This window comes from uncultured Kiloniella sp., assembly GCF_937128705.1.
In the GTDB taxonomy this organism is placed as follows: Bacteria; Pseudomonadota; Alphaproteobacteria; order Kiloniellales; family Kiloniellaceae; genus Kiloniella.
On the sequence record NZ_CAKZMP010000375.1, the window covers coordinates 1 to 22,426 of the forward strand.

Genomic DNA, 22,426 nt, shown 5'->3' on the forward strand with positions numbered 1-22,426 from the left:
CCGCATTTTTAGCCAAGTCTTGGTTGGATGCGAACAAAAGACCTGTTCAATCGGCACAAACAGTAGCTGTGGCCCCCCAAGAATCCATTCAAATTTTAACTGCAAAAATAGATATCCCCCTTGGTAAATTTATCAGTGAAGAAGATTTTGTGTGGCAGGATTGGCCAGAAGACTATGCATCAGACCATCATCTAAACAAAGATAGCTTCAAAATAGAAGATCTCACTGGTCGCGTCGCCCGCAAAGAAATTTCTGCTGGTGAACCCATTAATGTTAAAAAATTTGTTCGCCCGGGAGAAAGAGGCTTTCTCGCTGCCGTGCTAAAGCCGGGGCATAGAGCATTATCAATCCCAATTTCTGATGCCACCGGAGTTAGCGGTCTGGTTTTCCCAGGAGATCGAGTGGATCTTATTGTTTCACTTTCCATTCAAAACGACGAAGAGAAAACAGCGACAACGCGAAAAGCCAGTGAAACTGTCATGACCAATGTACGTGTTCTAGCCCTTGGCGCAGCAATAAACACACCCGAAGGAAAGAACAGTATCAGTGCAAAAACAGTTACGGTCGAACTAAAACCTGATCAGGTAGAAATTGTTACCGTCGCAAAAATCCTTGGCACAATTTCATTGGCCTTACGTCCCCTCGCAAAAGATGAAGAAGAGTTGCAAGAAATGATTGAAACAGGAAACATTGCGGCGGACGAAAGCCCCGAAAAAGGCGATAGCTATACTTGGGATTACGAAGCGACACAGATATTAACAGGCAACACGGGTGGGTCGGCAGAAAGTTCGTTGGTTATTTCACGAGGAAACACATCAGTTAAGGCAGGAGGCGAGTAATGAGATTAGTTCGAGTTATTCTCTTGTGCCTTGCCAAAGCTTTAGTTGTCGCGAGCTTGAATCCAATACAAGCACAATCTTTTCAAACTGTTGAAACCAATTCTGAAATCATGGAAATTGAGGTCGGCAAAGGCAACCTTATTAAACTCCCCCGTGCCGCATCTAATATCTTTATTGCAAACCCTGAAATTGCAGATCTGAATGTTAAATCAGCAAAACTCGTTTATGTATTTGGAAAAAAATCAGGTGAAACAAGCGTCTTTGCCATTGATACCAATGACCAAGTAATCGCCAGCATTCCGATTAAAATAACTCATAACCTTGAGCTTCTAAGAGAAACCTTAGATACCGCAATACCCGATCACAAGATACAAGCAAGCTCAATCAACAATGGCATTCTTCTAACAGGACAAGTTAATAATGCTGTTGATTCTGATAGCGCCAAAAGAATCGCTGAACGCTTTATTGTGCCAGAAACAGAACAAGTCATATCACAGATGTCTGTTCTTGCCTCAGATCAGATACATCTGAGAGTAAGAATTGCTGAAGTAAGAAATGATGTACTCGAACAGTTTGGATTTAACTGGACAGGATCAAGCTTCAATGACGGTTTGACGAATGCTGCTTTTAGCACAACGACATCATCGATATTAGCAACCAGTCCCCCCAATTTATTAGGGATCACTTCAACAGTCGGTAAGTATTTCAATTTAAACGTCCTGATCGACGCTTTAGCCCAGGATGAACTCGTTACAATTCTTGCTGAACCCAATCTGACAGCTGTTTCTGGGGAGACAGCAACGTTCTTGGCTGGTGGAGAGTTTCCTGTTCCAGTCGGATCTAATGTGGAAGATGGCGTAAGAACAATATCAATTGCCTTCAAATCATTTGGCGTTAGCTTGGCATTTACCCCGACAATTATATCCGAGAACAGAATATCCCTGCGCGTACGCCCAGAAGTAAGCCAACTATCTTCGGATGGGGCAGTCGTTTTATCAGACCTCGAAATCCCTGCCCTATCGACAAGAAGAGCAGAAACAACAGTCGACCTAGGGTCAGGGCAAAGCTTTGCTATTGCCGGGTTAATTCTAAATAACCAAACACAAGTTGCGAATAAAGTCCCTGGTTTTGGCGATATTCCCATTCTTGGTCGATTATTTAAAAGTGAACGCTTTCAGAACAGTGAAAGTGAACTTGTTATTGTGGTCACGCCTTACTTGGTTAAGCCGTCCAATAACCCTATTGCCCTTCCTACGGATCCTTACGTTGAGCAAATAAATGCGTCAACAACACCGCAAAAACTTGAGACAGTAGAAACAACTACTTCGATTCAAAATAATGATACAACGACATCCTATCCCAGCACTGAGCCAACTTTTATTTTGGAATAGATAATGCAAATAACAATACCCAGAACGGCCAGCCTTTGGATAGCTCTTTCACTTTCAGCATTCACATTGGGGTGTGCTCCGGAAGAAGGATTTAAAACAATCCCTGCTGAACAACAAATATCTAAGGCTGCGGTTGATTTCATGGACTTGGGGCGATGGCACCCAATTACCACCAGCAAACGAGCCAGCACACATAGCTATATCGCAACAGAAGGTTTTTATATCCCCGATGGATCTACCGACACTTTAGCCTTGGAAACAGAGTTACAGAGCTTTCTTCAAAGCTACAAAGTGAATACACTGGATGAAATTATTCTGGACGGTCTTCGCGATGGTACTGGCAAAAAAACACCTAATGCCGAAAGTGCCGTTAATCGCTTGAAATTCACACTTACAGAACTGGGATACAAAAGCAGCGTCGCCCAAAAACCCATCGCAATTTTTATTCAGGGTACACACAATGCTGCAATACTAATCCATAGGAAGGTTATTGTTCCCCCAGAATGCGCCATAAAACGCCACCCGAAAGGGACAAGACCTGCCATAAGAACATTCGGCTGTGCGCAAGAAGTCAATTTGGCCAATATGGTGGTATCGCCTGAAGCCCTGGATGGAAGTAAACCGATCACGTCTGCAGACTCGACGGCTGTTTCTCTTGGGATTGAAAGATATAGAAAAGGTGAAATTACACCTCTGATAAGTGGGTTAAGTACAAGCGGCGTTTCGGAATAGGGCACTAATGTAAAATGGCTTCAAATGAAATTGATGATATTTTTGGGGACTTAAACGAGGATCTCGACACAGCCGCCGAACTTGTTGCGTTTGTTAGTGATGGCCAGACCCACGATGTGGCCCTAGCTGTATCAAGACAACTTGGTTTTGCCGCAGAAGTAAGAGATGGGCAGTGCCAAGATGCCATGTCTTATCTTGGCGACAACCCTGCCCCAAAATACCTGTTAGTCGATATAGGTAATGACGAATTATCTGCTGCTACGTCTCTATTTTCACTGATTACTGCTCTGCCTGAAAACACCAAGTTAATTTCAGTCGGATCGATAAATGATATCGGCTTTTATCGAGAAATGATCGAAATCGGTGTGTCAGAGTATGTACTCAAGCCATTAACAGAGAAAGCATTACTAACTGCGGTCAACAATGCTGATAAATCAAATGTTGTGTACATTTCGCAAGAAGATGACGTCATTCCATCAGAGAACAATAAGACAATTGTCTTAGGCGTTCGTGGCGGGGTCGGTGCAAGTACTGTCGCAGTTAATTTAGCTTGGCTACTCGCCGAAGAACTAAAAATAAAGACTGCCCTTTTGGATATGGATATCGAGTTTGGCACAATCGCACTCACCCTGGACATTGAGCCAACCCAAGGACTAAGAGAAGCACTAGAGAACCCGGAACGGCTAGATAGTCTTTTTATATCCAGTACCACGGCGAAGCTGTCTGAAAACCTTGCCATTATGGCAACTGAAGAAAATTTGACAGAAGATCTGTCATTTACCCAAGACGGGATAGCTATTTTGATGGAAGCCCTTTCTCGGGAGCATCAGCAACTTATTGTCGACACGCCCAAGTCGGCAGTTAAGCTTAGAAAAGACATTCTATCCGAGGCGGGTACGGTTATTCTTGTGACAGAATACAATCTACCCTGCCTTAGAGATACCATCAGAGCCCAAAGCTTAATAAAAACAATAAATCAAGAATGTCGGGTCCTTGTCGTAGCGAACAAAACAGGCAGCACTCAATCAGCAATTCCTTCGTCAGAGTTTGCAAAAGCTCTTGGCGTCAGCGTTGATATTGAAATTCCAGAAGACATCAAGCTGTCAATAAAAGCGGCCAATAATGGTAAGCCATCTGTGGCGCTTGACCCAAAAGCTAAACTGTCAAAAGCCTTTATCAAACTCGCAAAGCTTGTCGCTCCTGCAGATAATACACAATCGAAAAAAGCTACTTGGCGTAAACTAATTGGTCTCTCGTAATGCAACACGAACAGAATACTGAGCAAGCTGACGGCAATCAACAAGACGAACAGTTTAAAGCATTACTAAAATCTAAGCTGGCAGATAAACCTGCCTCTGTAATGTCACGTCCAGAATTAAGCTTGAAAATAGGGCAAATAGTCACTGAAGAATTAGAGAATCAAAGCAGTGAATTTAACCTATTGCAAAGACGGGCATTGATTACGAATCTTATTAATTGGTATGTAACTGACGTTCGAAAAGAAGAAGAAAACCAGACCGAAGCAGAGGTTGTCCCTGTCCCATCCCTTTCTAAATTTGAAAGCAGGCCCTACCCCATAAACAAACCCAAGCAACCAAATACAAACACCGAACAGCAGGCCAGTTCAGCATCTGGTAATATTGAAGAAGCAAAATCTATCATACAGCCCAAAGTAATGGACCGATTGGACATTTCTGCGGCCTCAAAGCTTCCAAAAGAAGAACTTTCCAGCCAATTAGGTGAAATTGTTGGTGAAATTCTTTTTGAAGATAAATTACGCCTGAACGCGCCAGAGAAATCAGCAGTCATTGAGCTTATTCTTGCAGATATGCTCGGCTTAGGACCGCTCGAGCCTTTGCTAGCTGACGAAGGTATAACCGACATCATGGTGAATGGGCCGAACCAAGTCTATATTGAAAAAGGTGGTAAACTTCAACTTACTGACGTGGTGTTTAGAGATAACGACCATGTAATGAACGTAGCTAGACGAATAGTGGCTCATGTTGGTCGGCGTGTCGACGAAACCACCCCGCTGTGTGATGCCCGACTTGCTGATGGTAGCCGTGTAAACATCATTATTCCTCCACTTGCTATTGATGGTTCGTCTATCTCTATAAGAAAGTTCGCCAAGCAAAACATCACGCTCGATATAATGAAAAAGCAAAAAAATATATCGCCTGAGATGGCTACAGTGATGAAAATTGCTTCGCGAAGTAGGTTAAACATCCTCATTTCAGGCGGAACAGGTTCAGGTAAAACAACACTTTTAAATGCTTTATCTCAAATGATTGATCACGGCGAACGCATTGTTACAATTGAAGATGCTGCCGAGCTTCAATTGCAACAGCCTCATGTTGTACGCTTGGAAACACGCCCCCCCAACCTTGAAGGTGAAGGCGCGATTACCATGCGTGATCTCGTTAAAAACTCGCTTCGTATGCGACCAGATCGAATCATATTGGGTGAGATACGTGGGTCTGAAGCAGTTGACATGCTTCAGGCTATGAACACAGGACACGACGGATCTCTTGGTACAGTTCACGCAAACAGACCAAGAGAAGCTCTTACCCGTCTTGAGAACATGGTTGGAATGGCCGGAATTAACCTTCCTGCCAAAGCTGTGCGCACCCAAATCGCTGATGCCCTTGATATGATTATTCAAGTCTCTCGAATGCGTGATGGCATGCGAAGAATTACCCATGTAACTGAAGTCATCGGTATGGAAGGCGATATTGTCACCACACAAGATCTATTTACCTTTAACTTCTTAGGGGAAGATAAAGATGGGAACCTTACTGGTGAGTTTAAATCTACAGGCCTGAGGCCCTTCTTCTTCCCGAAAGCAGAATACTTTAGCTTGGGTAAACACTTAATGGATGCGATGGGATGATCGGATTATTTCAGGATATAGCGGCGGGCCGCGCAACTGATTTACAGGTAATGTCAGTAATTACTGTCATTTTACTCATGCTGATGATCTTGCTTTATTTAATTTTAAAGCCAGACAATAAACATACAAAAACAAGAATAAAGAACATTGTTAATAGTGCAAAAAATCAATCCCCATTACCCACAGCACATCTAAGTATTCGGCGGCAAACCGAAGGTAGCGGGAATGTTAAACTTGACGAGATTATCAGGCACTTAACACCCAAGCCTGATTTGTTAAGAGAAAACATGCAAAAAGCCGGTTTACACCCCAACCTCGGTCGCTTGTTAATTATCTCAATTATTGTGGGTATCTTCTTTTTTGGTATCTTTCACATTACAACAGACAAACCGGTGATATTAAAAGCGCTATTGGCAATTATCTTCGGCCTCTGCGCCCCCCATTTTGGGCTTTATGTACTTAAAAAAAGGCGTCAGAAAAAATTTCTCGCCCTTTTTCCAGACGCTATAGATCTAATGGTAAGAGCTTTAAAGGCGGGCTTACCAATTACAGAAGCAATTAAAAATGCGGGCGAAGAAATTGGCGACCCTGTTGGAACAGAATTGGTAAAAGTCACAAATGGGGTTAAAATTGGGGGTAAACTCCCAGATGAACTCGCTAAGGCACAAAATCGTCTGGGGCTTCAAGAGTTTCAATTTTTTACCGTCGCCCTTTCTATACAAATGGAAACCGGTGGTAACCTATCTGAAACACTCGCGAACCTGTCCGATATATTACGAAAAAGAAAACAAATGCACTTGAAGATTAAAGCAATGTCTTCAGAAGCCAAAGCATCTGCCTATATCATTGGCTCTCTGCCTTTTGTCATGTTTGCACTTATTCATACAATGAACCCTAGCTATACATCCCAGCTTTTGACAGACCCGAGGGGACATTTTGCTTTAGGTGTCGGGTTGTTTATGATCGCTCTTGGCTGTGGGGTTATGTACAAAATGGTGAAATTTGAAATATGAATTTATCAGACATCATCCCGGCCAGCTTCACAGAAGAGCAATTTTTAATCTTAAGCGCCAGCTTGACCGTTTTAGCGATATTTATTGCCATCTGGTATTCATTGTTAGAAAGAGATCCAAGCACCAAAAAGACTGCAGAGCTCGCTAAGTTACGAGATGGTTTACGCTCAAGTTATCTAACCCCTAAGCAGCACAGAAGTATAACCCCTAAATCAGACAATCTAATGAGACAGGTTGTTGATTTTTTCAAGTTGATGAAAAACGATCAAGCCGAAAAATACGCCTTTATGCTTTCCAGGGCGGGGAAACGGACCCCAGAGGCACTATACCGTTATCTCTTTTTCAAACTTATTTCTCCGATATGCGGAGCGTCCTTTGCCTATTTATATATCTATGTTCTCAAAGCAATAAACCTTGCCCCAATGGGACAGGCCGTCGCGACTATCGGCGCAACTTTACTTTGTGCAAAGCTTCCCGATATCCTTTTAAAAAATTCAATCATTAAACGCCAAGAAATCATCCGAAAATCACTACCAGATGGTTTGGATTTAATGGTTATTTGCACAGAAGCCGGACTTAGTCTGGACGCAGCATTTGCAAGGGTATCAAAGGAAATGGCCGATGCAGCCCCAGAACTGGCGGACGAGCTATCCCTAACCTCTCTGGAATTAGGCTTTTTACCAGATCGTAAAAAAGCCCTTAATAACCTCGCCAGTCGTGTCGATATATCTATGATGCGAAGTTTGGTAAATGCTCTGATACAATCCGAAAAATTCGGAACGCCTTTATCGCAATCTCTCAGGGTAATGAGTAATGAACTAAGGCATGAACGATTGATGAAAGCAGAAGAAAAAGCTGCCAAGCTCCCAGCGATTATGACGGTACCAATGGTGATCTTTATTTTGCCACCGCTTTTTATCGTTCTGCTTGGTCCTGCTGTGATGCGAACATTGGACAGCTTTGTTAATCGTTACTAATCAACAAACGCCCTCTGAGAATGATTAATAGCATAGCTTCTATTAATTAATTACTTCGCTTTCTATAAGCTCCACAGGGCTTTTAGCCTTCGTCCTGATTGTGCTATCATTTACAGCCAAAGATGAAGGCTTAGTTGTTTCTGGTGTCAAAGAATTAAAGTACCGCATTCTTTTCGCCACATCTGCATCATCCATATCAATCCGCGATGTCTGCTCGGCGGCATCCAAATCACCAGAAAGAGTATAAGCCATGGCCAGTATCTGTCGATGCTGTACAGTTGCCTTTGGGTTTTTAGACAGAGGATACAAGATAGCCAGTGCCTCGTCATGGCGGCCTTCATATGACATTGAAAGCCCGTAATTACTTTGAAGGGTAAGGTTTTCCTTATCCATCTCTAATCCTGTTTTATAATACTCTTGGGCGGTTTGACGCTCACCTTTCTTATCATAGGCGACCCCCATAGCATTCAATAGTTTGGTATTTTTTTCTATCGCGAGACCTTCAGAAAATTGCTCTATCGCAAGATCCAGCTGCCCCCTAGCCATAAAAGAAAGCCCAAGACCGCGTTTCGCTTCAACATTCTGTGGATCGACAGCTAAAACCTGTCGATATGCCTGCCCTGCAGCCAATGGCTCTCCTCTTTTATTGAGGATTGCTCCGATCCTAAGCATAGGTTGGGGATTATCGGGGTTCAGTTCAAACACACGCTGATAAAGTCCAATTGCTGTGCGGTAATCACCTCTATTATACGTCGCTTCAGCAATATCGAAAACCTGTTGGCTCTGTTCGTCCATCCCATTATCTTCAACGGGATCTACACTTCCCTGCGCAACCTCATTTTTGGGCAGCTTAATACCAACGGCGGATGAAATATTATGCATCACAGAACAGCCAGACAATACTACGGATATCCCCCCAAGGATAACTATCCTTTTGGCAAGTATTAAGGACATATCTTTTCTCCGTTCAGACGCACAAAACAAAACTCATGCTAAAGTAACGGAAATGTACTTAAACTTTCGTTAAGTAATACCAATCTATATCGGCGTGTCGTTTGATAAGTTACGAAAATAGCCCGTCAGGAAATATCAAAAAAATCATCATGCTTTAGATACACAGACCCAACGAGGTGCTTTAAATGATATGCCGTGTCAACTTCCGGGCTTGGGGCGATATCCCAAATCCAGTTTGCCGCAAGCTTATTGAATTTCAGACCATAGAGCGCGTTATCCCTTATCTCGCCCTCTTCCATTACTTTAACAGGTTCAACTCGGCGCTCTAAATCTGTTACTAACAAGACAGAAGAATCAGAGTTTTCCAGCCACTTAAGGTGATCTGTTATGATCTTTCGACAACATTTTTGCAAATCACCATCATCCTCATCTACACCCGACTTTATTAGCCAGTTCTGAATACAGATCGGTAGTTGAGATAAAATATTACAAGAGATAACAAGGTCAGCACCACCTAATAGATCGACCGGTGGCTTGCTTTGAATTTCTTTGACATCAAAATCTGAACCCAAATATTCAAGGGAATCAACTAATCCCGTAAGATCTGCTTCGACTAATGTGATCTTCGAGCTTTTCTCGGCTTTTTTTCGTATGGATCTCAAAAAAACAACATCGACCAGAACCACACGATCAAATTGACGTTCCAGTTCATCCAACGGTATATCGTATCCGGCCCCAGCCCCTAAAACGACGACCTTCGCGTGTTTAGACGTTTTATCAATTGCCGATAAAATTTCGGACTTGGTATTTTCAAGATGTGACTTCCATGCAGATTTACACCGTCGAAAGCGAGCGTCAATGGCAATCGCTTCGTGTAAATAGCCGAAGCGTTTGAATTTACCTTCGCATCTGGCAGAAAGAAAATTCAACGCTTCGATTAACATCCATTCGCCTTAAGAGCAGAATAAATCAGGGGTAATCACAACGATCACCGATAACCTGGACAAAACCTTTAGCACCTGTTTTCAGGGTAAATTTATACTCAGATCCATTTACAACAATAGATTTGTGTAATGGTAATTTGCCCGATAACTTCACAGACTTGCCGCCCAGAGTTGTGAAAACAAAGTCCAGTGGCTTAGCAGGATCATACCATGCTTCGATTTTATCTTCGGCATTGTATGCTGACTCACCCTTCGCGGTAATGGTAACTCCACCACGCGCAAAACTGACGCTATCGTTTACCCCTGTATAAATCGGCGTGTTAACATAAAAGCGTTTTTCTTCAGGATTATTGTCACACACACGTTTATTTTCAGCGCTCGCAATCAAGAACTTAAGACGTTCAAGGGAAACCCCGTTCTCAATCTTTTTCTGCAAATCGGTTACGATAACCTTCAATTCGCCAGTTGGCACATCTTTTTGATATCTGTTCTCCCAACCGGCAGCAGTCTCTTTGGTCGCTTCCAGGTTACTATTAAGCTCGTCTCTTAATTCCATAAGTTCCTGAACGGTTTGTTCCAGCTCACTATTTTTATCGTTCAGGGTGATAACCTTACGATTTGCAAGCTCAAGCCCAGCCCGGTACGAGTACCAACCTGCGGCACCGACAAGAATTAAAGCTATTGTCCATTTGAAAACCGCCCAACGGAAATTGTTTGAACGACGGCGACGGGTTTCACGAAGACCGAGAGACATCTATATTTTTATCCATACTAATTGTGTTAAAATCAAGCTGCGCCTCTATTACGCGCCTAACCGTTGATATACAACAAACTTACTGAATGGCAACTCTAAATTACAGCTTTTGCCTCACTGAATAAAGTAAAAGGCTACAATAGTGCTCTCCATCAGAAAAGATCGTGTTTTACCTAACATAATAGTTATTTCGAAAAATATACCCAAGTTGTGTCCATTCCATGGCAAAATGGTGTAGTATGACGATATACCTAGAACCGCTGTTTAAGGGAACTGCCAATGGCTGAAGAAGATATCAAGGAAAAAGTCCTCAATGATTTGAGATCTCTCCGTGGCAAACTTGATCCAAAAGTTTTAAAGGAAGTTGAGCTTCGAATGAACGGGCAGGTTCCCTATGACAAAGAATCAGCTAGAAAAACAGTCGAACTTTTTCTTCACGCCAGACATGATCAAGGCGCCTTTGCTGAAAAAGTGCTTAAAGCTTTAAAAGATAAAGATCTGGAGAAAGAAAAAGATCAAGAATAGTCTGCGCTCCAAACATTCTAAAATTAATCACGAGCAAGGTTCTACAATTAAACATTCTATACCTACCGATGATTTTTCGGAGAAACGGATGACACGGCTTAACCTATTGCCTATATAACTCTTTCCGCAGGAGAGTTATGTGAACGAAACATCAAAATTCATTGCTATTATAGGGGGCGGCCCCGCAGGACTTATGGTCGCACACAAATTGTTAGAAATGGGCCACAGTGTTCATCTCTACGATGCCAAGCCCTCAGTAGCCAGAAAGTTCCAACTTGCTGGCCGTGGCGGCCTTAATCTTACACATAGCGAGCCACTCGATAAATTTGCCACCCGTTATTATGAAAATGCTCCCCTCTTCGCCCCTCTTTTACAACAGTTCACGCCAAATAATTTAAGAGATTTCTGTCAGACCCTCGGACAGGAAACATTTATCGGTTCTAGTGGACGCGTATTTCCAACTAAATTTAAAGCAACAGAGCTTTTGCGCGCTTGGTTATCCGACCTATCTGGCAAAGGATTAAAGCTCTTTACCCGCCATAAGTGGGTCGGTTTTGATGAGCAAAAAAATTTACTTATCGAAGACAGCGAGAACCAAGTCATTAACTTATCCCCAAAGGCAACTATTCTGGCTCTTGGTGGCGCAAGTTGGGGTAAATTGGGTTCGGATGCAGCCTGGGTTCCGATATTGACCAAAGAAAATATAGAAATAGAACCTTTGGAAGCGACGAATTGTGGATACGAAACACATTGGCCGCAATCATTGCCAGAAAGCTGTTTTGGCCATCCCCTTAAAAATATCTCCCTCACCCATGCTGATATAACAGTAAAGGGAGAAATCATGCTTGCTTCATATGGTCTAGAGGGAGGCGCAGTCTATGCCCTCAGCAAATCAATAAGAGAAGCAATAAAAAGTCATCAATCAACAACAGTCTTCATTGACCTAAAGCCTAAACATAGTAAAGAACGACTGGCAAAAACCCTCTCCGAGAGGGCAAAACATCTGTCACTTGGAAAGTTCCTTAGGCAAGAGATCAGATTATCATCTGTTAGCCTTAACTTGCTCAAATCCCTTACAAGCAAAGAAGAGTTTAACAGCCCTCAGATCCTTGCAGAAAAAATAAAGGCCCTACCTGTTACTCTTAACAAGGCAAGACCAATAGACAGGGCGATCTCTACAGCTGGTGGTATCACCTTTGATTCTTGCACCGACAACTTAATGCTAAAGCACCTGACGGGCGTTTTTGTTGCTGGGGAAATGCTGGATTGGGAAGCCCCAACCGGTGGTTATTTGCTCCAAGGATGTTTCTCCATGGCTGTACATGTTGCAAAAGGCGTTGATCGTTACCTCGGAAAACGGCCTTAAAAAATCAAATATCAATAGATTTTCAGAAACAAAAAACCGGGAATGCTTAACATTCCCGGTTTCCTATAACACAAAATCTCTAAAGATTTTCTCTATTAACCTTATCCAAGGTCACCCCGGATCGCCTTTAGAAGGATCGCAGAATACTCTTCCGGTGTGAACTTGATTGGGTTCCCGCCAGCGGATGGATCCTGTGTCGCAAGAACGCCGATTTCATCAACCTTGTCTTCGTCAATACCAATCGCAGACAAAGCATTAGGAATATCCAGGGTTGTGCGAAGGTCCATCACCCACTGCAACAACCCATCAAAGGAAGCGTCTTTCAGATCAAGGCAACGGGCAAGATAAGCAGCACGATCTTCAATCACAGAGCGGTTCGCAATCAACACATATGGCATCAGGATAGCGTTCAACATACCGTGGTGCGCGTCATAAATTCCCCCAAGAGGGTGAGCCAGCGCATGCATACCACCAAGACCTTTTTGGAAGGCAGTTGCCCCCATGCTTGATGCAATCATCATGTCAGAACGAGCAACCAGATCCGTACCGTCTTCAACGGTTTTCACCAAAGACTTCTGAATAAGACGAATACCTTCAACAGCAATACCATCAGCCATTGGGTGGTATCCAGGTGCACAGAACGCTTCCAGATTATGTGAAAGGGCATCCATGCCAGTTGCAGCCGTCAGCTTTGCCGGAAGACCAACAGTCAATTCAGGATCATCAATAACAACAGATGGCATCATCTTCGCGTGGAAAATGATTTTTTTAACGTGTGTTTCTTCGTGCGTAATAACGGAAGCACGGCCAACTTCTGAACCTGTGCCAGATGTTGTTGGCACAGCGACGATTGGTGCAATCTTGTCTGCATTGGCACGTGTCCAATTGTCACCAACATCTTCAAAATCCCAAAGCGGACGATCCTGCCCAACCATCAACGCAACAGCTTTTGCAGCGTCCAGCCCAGAACCACCACCAAAAGCAATAACACCATCGTGTTTGCCTGCGTGATAGTAAGTAACACCATCCATGATGTTTTGACCGATAGGGTTCGGTTTGATGTCACTGAATACATCACAACCAAGACCAGCTGCTTTACAAGTTGCAACAACATCCGCAACCATTGGCAAGGCGGCAAGGCCTGCATCTGTAATAAGAAGCGGGTTGCTCATTCCAAGACCACTGCAGACTTCAGCAATTTCTTTGATGCGACCAACACCAAAACGAACAGTCGTCGGGTAATTCCAATTACCCTGCATATTTTCAATTTTATCGTTCACGGTTTTTCTCCGTATGAGGTGGAAGGCGTTACGTTTTTCACGTATTTGCTTATTTACCGAACCTTATGGCTCGAACGAAGATATCTAAGACAAAAATTGAACAATTACCAACAAATAAATCTTCAAGTATTTTCTTTCGTATGACTGGCTGTATCAAAGAAAAAGAAAACACTTGAAGATAACAGATTAAGACACAGTTATTGCTTCACTTTTTCCATTTTAGGATCGAACAACGCGCTAAAATGTATTGCGCATTTATGGCGTACTGTTCCGACTTCCAATTCATATTCTCCAGATTCTAAATAAGCGCGGTTGACGCCCTCATCATTACGCACATATCCGTAACCGATATTCTTGTTAACGGTATACCCAAAACCTGCTGAGGTTAGCCAACCGACGCGTTTGCCATTGCGATAGATCGTCTCTCGCCCCAAAAGAATGACACCCGTGTCATCAATCGTGAAGCAGCATAAACTCTTTTTAACGCCTTCTTCCTTTTGAGATTCCAAGGCTTTTCGACCTTTAAAATCTATATCTTTTTTAAGCTTACAAGCCCATCCCATACCAGCTTCTAACGGTGTATGATCTGGGCCGATATCTGAAGCCCACGCGCGATAACCTTTTTCCAGACGGAGGCTTTCAATCGCCCGATATCCAGCATTGCCGATATCGTATTCTTCCCCTGCCGCCATCAAGGCTTGGTAAACATTAATGGCAAATTCAGTTGGGATGTGGAGTTCCCAGCCGAGTTCCCCAACATAGGTAACCCTGAGCGCCATAACCGGAGCCCCAGCTACACCAATGGTTTGCATTGTACCAAAGGCAAAATTTTCATTGGAAAGATCATCAGAGGAAATTTTCTGCAGTACTTTTCTTGCATCGGGCCCCATGACAGAAAGAACGGAATAACCGGACGTTACATCAACAAGTTGAGCGTTTAATCCCTCTGGTATATTTTTTCTGATCCAGTCAAAATCATGTGTGGCGTAACCTGTACCTGTTACAATATAAAATTCGTTTTCGGCAACACGTACCACAGTCAAATCACACTCAATACCACCGCGATCATTCAGCATTTGCGTATAGATCAACGCACCTGTTTTTTTAGAAACATCATTTGCACATATCCAGCTCAATGCTTTTTCAGCATCCGGCCCCACCAGCTTAAATTTAGCAAACGATGATTGATCAAATACAGTTACATTAGAGCGAGTTAAGAGGTGTTCTTTACCAACATTCTCAAACCAATTTTGGCGCTCAAAAGAATAGATATCTTTGGCCTCTTGTCCCTTATTGGCAAACCAATTTGGTCTTTCCCATCCCAATTTCTCCCCAAAACAGGCTCCTTGCTTTTCCAAGACATCATAAAGCGGAGATCTACGATTAGGACGTCCGGATGAATGCTCTTCAAAAGGCCAAGCCATTGTATAGTGTTTACCATAGGCTTCCAGCGTGCGTTTGCGGACCCAATCTGTATCAAAATGGGCTCGGCCAAATCTTCTGATATCCACAGGCCATAGATCGTACGGCGGTTCGCCATTAACAACCCACTCCGCCAAAGCCATACCAGCCCCGCCACCAGCAGCAATACCGAAGGCGTTAAAACCAGCGCCAACAAAGTAATTATTCAACTCTGGGGCCTCACCAAGAATAAAGTTACCATCCGGTGTGAAGCTTTCAGGGCCATTGATAAGCTCGCGAACACCCGCGGTTTCCAGTGCTGGCACACGCCCCAAGGCAAGCTCAATAAGCTGTTCGAAATGATCCCAATTTGAATCCAGCAAGGAGAAATGGAATTTTTCCGGAAATCCCTTTGTTGCCCAAGGAATACCGTTGGGCTCATAACCTCCCATAACCAAACCACCAACATCTTCTTTGTAGTAAGTTAAGCGATCCGGATCACGCAGTGTCGGGAGATCTGAGGTAATTCCCTCAATTTTCTCAGTAATCATAAACTGGTGCTCAACCGACACCAATGGAACGTTTACGCCTACTTTTTTTGCTTCCTGACGTGCCCATTGACCACAGCAGTTTACAACCTTGTCACAGACAATACGTCCCTTTGAAGTAACAACGGCCACAACCTTGCCATCTTCCACTTCAACATCAAGAACTTCGGTATCTTCAAAAATTGAAACGCCGTTCATTCGCGCCCCTTTTGCAAGGGAAAGTGTAATGTCCGATGGGTTTGCCTGACCATCTGTTGGTAAGAAAGCAGCACCTACCACATCATCGATTGTCATCATCGGCCACAGCTCTTGCGCTTCCTTAGGTGTAAGCAATTGCATGTCTAAACCAAAGGAATGGGCTGTTGTTGCTTGACGCTTTACCTCTGTCCAACGTTCTTCATTACACGCCAGACGCAAACCACCGTTCATCTTCCATCCAGTGGCCTGCTCTGTTTCTTTTTCCAAATTTTTATAAAGATCAACAGAATAACCTAGTAATTGGGTAATGTTGGCATTGGAACGCAGCTGTCCCACCAAACCTGCAGCGTGAAATGTTGTGCCAGATGTGAGCTTGCCGCGTTCTATTAGTATTGTGTCACTATAGCCCATCTTGCCAAGATGATAGGCTGTTGATGTCCCGACAATACCACCGCCAATAACGACTATCCGAGCATCTTTAGGCAGGGTATCAGATTTTGAATCGGTCATTTTTGTATCTCACTTTTTTGGAAGGCTTGAAGCTGTGCTTTGAATTTATCGAGGTTTTCCTCGGTATATTTTTGATAATCAAAATCGATATCAGAATGAATTTCCGACACCATACTCCACATGGTCTCTCGCAAGAGAGAGGCGCATTTCATCGCCTCGTATCTATGCAGAAGTTCATCCGTCACAGGACTATCGAAATAACTTTCGAGTACCCACTGTTCTGAAGATTTATCCAGTGCTGAATTGGAAACCAGCCCCCCAAGGTCAAAAAGAGGGGAATTAAACCCGGCATAATCCCAATCAAATAGCCAAACCCGATTGCCATCATCAATGAAGTTTGCCGCCAACAGATCATTGTGTCCAAACACCAGATCCACCTTACCAACGGCGGCCTCCAACTCGGTCGCGCTATTCAAAAGCCAAGGTAGTTCATTGATCATTCGGCTCCGCCCTGCTTTCAAGGTAGCCGCATAATCCCGAATGACATGAAATACCCAGAACACAAGCGATGGTCCGCGTAAAAATTTTGGTATTTCAGTATGTGCTCGCCGTATCAGAGGAATAATTTTTTCCAAGTTATTCCGATCACGGACCATACTCTCATCAAAACAGGTTCCTTCGATGAAGCGCAAAACCATGATGCCGTTTTCAGCAAAAATCACTTCGGGTGAGATTCCAGCCTGAAAGGCTGCTTGGCTCGCCGCCAGCTCATTAAAGCGCATCACATGATGCACCGGGATGTCTTCCCCGAAACGAACGACGTATTTTCCCTTATTATCCTGAACTGTATAGTTGTGATTGGTAATCCCTCCCCCAAGAGGTTCAGGATTAACCGCACCATCCCAACAGGGAAGCTGTGTTATGATATCTTCTTTGTTTGTCATCGGGTTTCCTGTCCCAATTCCCCGCCCAATCCAAGGCGTTGTTTAGCTTTACGAGAACCTGCGGCAATCATGCGATCCGCAATAATTGCGATAAAGGCAATGGAAAGTCCGGCCACCAGCCCACGTCCGGTATCTGCTTTGGTCAAGGCAATATAAACTTCCTGTCCAAGATCACGAGTTCCAACCAAAGCGGTGATAACTAACATGGACAACGCAAGCATAATCGTTTGATTTAGGCCGAGAAGGATTTCAGGCAGCGCAAGTGGCAGCTTAACTTTCCAGAGCAATTGGCGTCGTGTGCACCCAGAAGTTATGCCAGCCTCTACCAAGGGCGATGGAATTTGCTGTATCCCGTGTGTCGTATACCGAATGGCTGGTGCAATTGCATAGAGAACAACAGCCACCATTGCTGAGAAATCGCCAACGCGGAACAGCATCACAACAGGAATCAAATACACGAAGCTTGGCAATGTTTGAAGTGTATCAATCACCACTTGTACGACACGACCAAGTCGATCATTTTCTGCTGCAAAAATACCAACAGGAATACCGATAAGGCAGGCAATCACAACCGATACACCGCAAAGGTATACGGTAATCATTGCTTTTTCCCACATTCCAGTCGCAACAATAAACAGACTTAGAAGAAGCGTTAAAAGAAAGAGTTTTCTGCCTCCTAACTGCCACGCACCGACACAGAGCAACAGGATTGTCCAAGCCCACGGCATTTTAAGCAAAACAAGCTTCACGGGTACCATGAAGTAAACCAGAACAATGGTTTTATAGGCTTCAAGTGCATCAAAGAAGTTGACATTAATCCACGCAACTAATTCAGCTAATGAGGACCCTACGCCCAATTCCCAAGTATCGGGATAATTCTGAATAGCCGGAACGATAAAGCCGGATACAAGAGTAAAGAGAACAATAACTGTGACTGACAAAGACCAAGGGTGCCGTCGAATAATATTTGCCTGCCCGTCAAGATGTATGGGTTCAGACCGTGCGGCAAATGCTTGGCTCAACCGGTCAAGAGCAATAGCAAGGACAACGATACCAACACCTGCTTCAAGCCCGCCACCGATATCTAATCGTCGCAAGGATGACAAGACATCATATCCAAGTCCACCTGCCCCGATCATCGATGCGATAATGACCATATTCAGAGACAGCATAATCACCTGATTAACACCGACCATAATACCTGGCGCAGCAGAGGGAACAAGAACCTTCCACATCAACTGTCGCTTGGTGCATCCCGCCATATTACCAAAGTCAATAATCTCGCTTGGCACACCTTTTAACGACATAATCGCAATACGTGTCATTGGCGGCATGGCATAAATAATGGTGGCAATCATCGCCGCAACTGGACCAAAGCCAAACAAGAACAGGATCGGTACCAGATAGGCAAAAACAGGAATTGTCTGCATCAAATCCAGAACAGGAGAGATTGTTTTCTCGAACCAAGGAAAGCGATAAGCCCCTATCGCCAATAGCAAGCCCCCGACAACACCAAAGGGAACGGCAATGACAATGGAGGCCAAAGTCACCATTGCACTATCCCACTGACCAAAAATAGCCAGATAGAGGAAACACGCCCCAATAAAGCTTGCGAGTTTCCAATCCTTGGCATAATGCCCCATTGCAACCACTGCAGCGATCACCGCAATCCATGACATTGGTGGAATAATTTGAATAGCTTGCGACCCTTGGCCTTCCATAAATCCCGTTGAAAAAAGGCTTGTAGCAAAAGACAAAGGAAGATCAAGTAAACCAGATATACCCCGCGTTAATTCTTTGAAGGTAAAAAAGCCAAAATTAGCTTCCTGGACTAACCAATTCATAAAATCGGATATGTAATTCTTTACAGGGATTTGTGATTTTCGCGGAACTTTGAACATCCACTTGGGAAACAGTCCTTTGCCTTCTAGATAGAAAAAAACTGTTACAAGAAGCGCCAATATCCAAAAAATTTTCGCTGAACCAAAAGGCCGGACATCCAAAACCTTATTCTTCATTGCTGAAATCACAACGACACCTCGCGCCCCACGAGGACGTCCATAACCCTTTTACGGCTTAAAAGACCAACAGGCGTGTCATCGGCTGTTGTCACAACAAAAGGCTTATCAGAGCGTTCGATATCATCTGCGATATCAGCAATTACGGTATCGTGCGCGACTGTTCCCGACGTTTTAATTGAAGAATCATAAGCTTCTTTCAACAACCCCGCTGTCAGAACCTTTGCCCTTGGGATGTGTTGGGTGAATTCTGCAACATAATCCGTTGCGGGGTTCATCACGAGATCTTCAGGTGTACCAATCTGTATCACCTTACCGTCTTTCATAATTGCAATTCTGTCAGCAAGACGAATGGCTTCGTCAAAATCGTGAGTTATGAAAACAATAGTTTTTTTGAGCACATTCTGCAGGCGGATAAATTCGTCCTGCATCTCGCGGCGGATTAGAGGATCCAGCGCAGAAAAGGGCTCATCCAAAAACCAAATTTCAGGTTCAACAGCAAGTGAACGCGCGATACCAACGCGTTGCTGCTGTCCACCGGAAAGCTCGCGAGGATAATAGTTCTCTCGCCCGGACAAGCCGACAAGTTCAATTATTTCCAGAGCTAACTTTTCACGCCTCTCTTTTGAGATCCCTTGTATTTCCAGAGGGAAAGCAACGTTACCTAGAACAGTTAGATGCGGTAGTAGCGCGAAGTGCTGAAAAACCATCCCCATTTTATGGCGACGGATCTCAATCATTTCATCATCACTAGCCTTTAAGAGGTCTTGTCCATCAAAAAGTATCTCGCCACCGGTTGGTTCAATCAACCGAGATAGACAGCGAACCAGTGTCGATTTACCAGATCCAGATAAGCCCATGATGACAAAGATTTCACCAGAATGAATATCTATATTCACATCCCGCACGCCACCAACAAGGTTGGCTGCTTTCAAATCACGCGATCTAGGTTTGTGATTGTGATTTACGAGAAAGTTTTTTGCGTCGGGCCCAAATATCTTCCAGACACCACGGCACGACAATTTGACTGATGAGCTCATACCCACAGGACCTATTACTGAAAAGATTTTATATTTCGATATTTAATAATTGCTCGGGAATAAAGAGGTGCAGGAAAGATTCCCCCTCTTCCCCGAGCAATCTACATCTTATTTAATCCAAGATGCCCAACGGTCTTTATTTGCATCGACCCAATTACTCACGACGGCATCCATATCTTTGCCATCAAGATCGACTTCAATAATCATCTGAGACATTTCATCGTTGGAAATGTTAAAGCCTTCAATTGCCTTATGAGCACCAGGCCATTTGTCTTTCACACCTGACCACGCAACTTTCCAAATTGGTCCCGTAGGCTTACCACAGTCATAAGCAGCATCTTCGTTTGATCCCCATGATGGATCATTATAGCATTCTGCTGTATATTTTGGGAATTCGACCCATTCGCCATCAAATTTAGCTGGTGCCCAGTGTGGTGCATAAACCCAGAGCAGCACAGGCGCCTTTCTTTGATAGGCAGATTCCAGTTCTGCAAAAAGAGCTGCATCTGTACCCGCATGGATGACTTCAAAATCCATCTCGAGCGCTTCAACACGCTCATCATCAAAGCCTCCCCAAGTTACAGGGGCCCCAAGATAACGACCTTTTGGCGCGGTCTCAGGTGTGGAAAAAGCCTCGGCACATTCGTTGAGAGCTTCCCAATTCGGCAGGCCTGGGCAAACTTCTTTCATATAGGAGGGATACCACCATTCTTCGATGGCTACCATACCTGACTCGCCCAAATTTTCCACTTTGCCAGTTGCGGTCGCTTCATCCATAGCCTCACGACCTGTGGTTTCCCAGATCTCCATAGCAACGTGAAGATCCCCTTCTTTGAGACCTGCGAATTGAGCGATATAATCAGCCTGAATATACTCAATATTATAGCCAGCTTCTTGCAGAACTGACCCCATGATTTTGGTGGTCAGAAGCTGTCCCGTCCAATCATGTAATGTCAGTTTAATAGGATCATTTGATTCAACATCAGCAAAAGAAGCTGTTGTTGTAAAATTTGACAGCGCAAGGCTTCCTAGTAAAGCCAATGCAAACCTTGATGTTTTAATCATAAACCTACTCCCTGTAAGGATTTCGAGTTTTTATTATTTATTTTGGACACATCAACACTTTCAATATCCAAAAATATCAACATATATCATCACAAGTCAACACAAAAACAACATTTCCATCAGAATCATAACGCCTTCTGACTACATTGTGGATTTTAAAGGATTTAACCAACGCCAAATAAAAAAGGCAGTTCGGAATAATCCAAACCGCCTAAACTTTAGATAGATGATTTTTAATAATTTACGACTAAAAACTTAAAGCCTCAGACAGTCACAATCACTTCGACTTCTGCGTCTCGTAAACAAGCGGCCAAATCCGGATCAGGTTCGCCATCAGTGATCAGCACATCAATTACATTTAAAGGCGCGACCTTAACCAGACGAGATCGATTGAACTTACTCTGATCGACCACAACAATAGTTTTTTGCGCCTGTTCCATCACGGTACGTGAAAACTCGGCCTCTTCCAGATGATCAACCATCAATCCCTTGACTGGGTCCACCCCCCCCAGTGACAGGACAGCATACTTCACGTCAAATTGCTTGATAAAAGCTATTGCAGAAGGGCCAAAAGCAGCGGCGTCATCAGCACGTAACTCTCCCCCGGCGATATAAACTCTGTTTCCATTGCGGGTTGCCAATGCTCGGGCAGTTTCGACGGAATTGGTCACAACAAGCAAATTTGAGTGCTCTTGCAACGCATGTGCTGCAATAGCGGTCGTACTCCCTGTATCCATGATCAATGAATCGCCGCTCTGAATTATTTTTGAAAGCTCAAAACCAATACGTTGTTTGGCTTCGTGGTTTTCAACCATCCTGTGCTGAAAAGGAGGCTCATGCCCTTCGTCAGGAACAATAATACCACCATGTACCTTTTCAACCAATCCAGCATTAACCATTGGCTTCACATCTCGCCGAATGGTCTCGTCAGATACCGAAAATTGGTTGGCAAGCTCAAGGATGGTACACAACCCTTTTTGCCGAACTGCTTTCAAGATTTCTTTTTGTCTTCTTGTTGGATGCATGAAACCCGCTACCCTCTCTCAACTGATTTAAGCAATAGGTTAATTCACACTAAAAATCAAATTCCGGAAATT

General features: G+C 43.8%; 19 protein-coding genes. 9 read left to right on the forward strand and 10 right to left on the reverse strand.

Annotation, left to right across the window (positions count from 1 at the left end):
* The 7 genes from cpaB to Q0241_RS19235 all read left to right on the forward strand — a co-directional run.
* On the forward strand, window positions 1-839 hold an 839-nt coding region (gene cpaB, locus Q0241_RS19205), incomplete at its 5' end, for a Flp pilus assembly protein CpaB (RefSeq protein ID WP_299380710.1).
* A complete protein-coding gene (locus Q0241_RS19210; RefSeq protein WP_299380711.1) occupies window positions 839-2,230 on the forward strand; it encodes a type II and III secretion system protein family protein in 1,392 nt (463 codons plus the stop codon). The genes cpaB and Q0241_RS19210, both read left to right, overlap by 1 nt.
* A gap of 3 nt (window positions 2,231-2,233) precedes the next feature.
* Window positions 2,234-2,962 (forward strand): CpaD family pilus assembly lipoprotein, encoded by a 729-nt coding sequence (locus tag Q0241_RS19215; protein WP_299380712.1) that lies wholly within the window; start codon window positions 2,234-2,236, stop codon window positions 2,960-2,962.
* Between the two features lie 14 nt (window positions 2,963-2,976).
* Window positions 2,977-4,221 (forward strand): P-loop NTPase, encoded by a 1,245-nt coding sequence (locus Q0241_RS19220; protein WP_299380713.1) that lies wholly within the window; start codon window positions 2,977-2,979, stop codon window positions 4,219-4,221.
* The gene (locus Q0241_RS19225) at window positions 4,221-5,852 is read left to right on the forward strand and encodes a CpaF family protein (protein ID WP_299380714.1); all 1,632 of its coding nucleotides are present in this window, start codon (window positions 4,221-4,223) and stop codon (window positions 5,850-5,852) included. Before Q0241_RS19220 ends, Q0241_RS19225 begins: the two co-directional genes overlap by 1 nt.
* Window positions 5,849-6,865, forward strand: a complete 1,017-nt coding sequence (locus Q0241_RS19230; protein WP_299380715.1) for a type II secretion system F family protein — start codon at window positions 5,849-5,851, stop codon at window positions 6,863-6,865. Before Q0241_RS19225 ends, Q0241_RS19230 begins: the two co-directional genes overlap by 4 nt.
* Entirely contained in the window at window positions 6,862-7,842 is a 981-nt protein-coding gene (locus Q0241_RS19235) for a type II secretion system F family protein (RefSeq protein ID WP_299380716.1), read from the forward strand. The genes Q0241_RS19230 and Q0241_RS19235 overlap by 4 nt, the downstream gene beginning before the upstream one ends.
* A gap of 42 nt (window positions 7,843-7,884) precedes the next feature.
* On the opposite strand, the gene Q0241_RS19240 is transcribed toward Q0241_RS19235, so the two are convergent.
* The 3 genes from Q0241_RS19240 to Q0241_RS19250 all read right to left on the reverse strand — a co-directional run bounded on the left by Q0241_RS19240 (window position 7,885) and on the right by Q0241_RS19250 (window position 10,494).
* Entirely contained in the window at window positions 7,885-8,796 is a 912-nt protein-coding gene (locus Q0241_RS19240) for a tetratricopeptide repeat protein (RefSeq protein WP_299380717.1), read from the reverse strand.
* A gap of 125 nt (window positions 8,797-8,921) precedes the next feature.
* Window positions 8,922-9,740, reverse strand: a complete 819-nt coding sequence (locus Q0241_RS19245; RefSeq protein WP_299380718.1) for a hypothetical protein — start codon at window positions 9,738-9,740, stop codon at window positions 8,922-8,924.
* A 25-nt stretch (window positions 9,741-9,765) separates the two neighbouring features.
* Complete coding sequence (locus Q0241_RS19250) at window positions 9,766-10,494, reverse strand: hypothetical protein (protein WP_299380719.1); 729 nt, start codon at window positions 10,492-10,494, stop codon at window positions 9,766-9,768.
* Window positions 10,495-10,773: 279 nt separating this feature from the next.
* On the opposite strand from Q0241_RS19250, the gene Q0241_RS19255 reads away from it, so the two are divergent.
* Window positions 10,774-11,019, forward strand: coding sequence for a hypothetical protein (locus tag Q0241_RS19255; protein WP_299380720.1), 246 nt, complete (start codon window positions 10,774-10,776; stop codon window positions 11,017-11,019).
* Between the two features lie 139 nt (window positions 11,020-11,158).
* Entirely contained in the window at window positions 11,159-12,385 is a 1,227-nt protein-coding gene (locus tag Q0241_RS19260; RefSeq protein ID WP_299380721.1) for a TIGR03862 family flavoprotein, read from the forward strand.
* A 101-nt stretch (window positions 12,386-12,486) separates the two neighbouring features.
* On the opposite strand, the gene Q0241_RS19265 is transcribed toward Q0241_RS19260, so the two are convergent.
* The 7 genes from Q0241_RS19265 to Q0241_RS19295 all read right to left on the reverse strand — a co-directional run bounded on the left by Q0241_RS19265 (window position 12,487) and on the right by Q0241_RS19295 (window position 22,354).
* Complete coding sequence (locus Q0241_RS19265) at window positions 12,487-13,665, reverse strand: iron-containing alcohol dehydrogenase (protein ID WP_299380722.1); 1,179 nt, start codon at window positions 13,663-13,665, stop codon at window positions 12,487-12,489.
* 197 nt (window positions 13,666-13,862) lie between these two features.
* Window positions 13,863-16,322, reverse strand: a complete 2,460-nt coding sequence (locus tag Q0241_RS19270) for an FAD-dependent oxidoreductase (protein WP_299380723.1) — start codon at window positions 16,320-16,322, stop codon at window positions 13,863-13,865.
* Window positions 16,319-17,206 (reverse strand): phosphotransferase, encoded by an 888-nt coding sequence (locus tag Q0241_RS19275; RefSeq protein ID WP_299380724.1) that lies wholly within the window; start codon window positions 17,204-17,206, stop codon window positions 16,319-16,321. The genes Q0241_RS19270 and Q0241_RS19275 overlap by 4 nt, the downstream gene beginning before the upstream one ends.
* On the reverse strand, window positions 17,203-19,224 hold the full coding sequence (locus Q0241_RS19280) for a proline/glycine betaine ABC transporter permease (RefSeq protein ID WP_299380725.1): 2,022 nt from the start codon (window positions 19,222-19,224) through the stop codon (window positions 17,203-17,205). Before Q0241_RS19280 ends, Q0241_RS19275 begins: the two co-directional genes overlap by 4 nt.
* Window positions 19,225-19,232: 8 nt before the next feature.
* Window positions 19,233-20,264 (reverse strand): glycine betaine/L-proline ABC transporter ATP-binding protein, encoded by a 1,032-nt coding sequence (locus Q0241_RS19285; RefSeq protein WP_299380726.1) that lies wholly within the window; start codon window positions 20,262-20,264, stop codon window positions 19,233-19,235.
* A gap of 108 nt (window positions 20,265-20,372) precedes the next feature.
* Window positions 20,373-21,329 (reverse strand): ABC transporter substrate-binding protein, encoded by a 957-nt coding sequence (locus Q0241_RS19290; RefSeq protein WP_299380727.1) that lies wholly within the window; start codon window positions 21,327-21,329, stop codon window positions 20,373-20,375.
* A gap of 263 nt (window positions 21,330-21,592) precedes the next feature.
* The gene (locus tag Q0241_RS19295; protein WP_299380728.1) at window positions 21,593-22,354 is read right to left on the reverse strand and encodes a DeoR/GlpR family DNA-binding transcription regulator; all 762 of its coding nucleotides are present in this window, start codon (window positions 22,352-22,354) and stop codon (window positions 21,593-21,595) included.
* Window positions 22,355-22,426 lie beyond the last annotated feature (72 nt).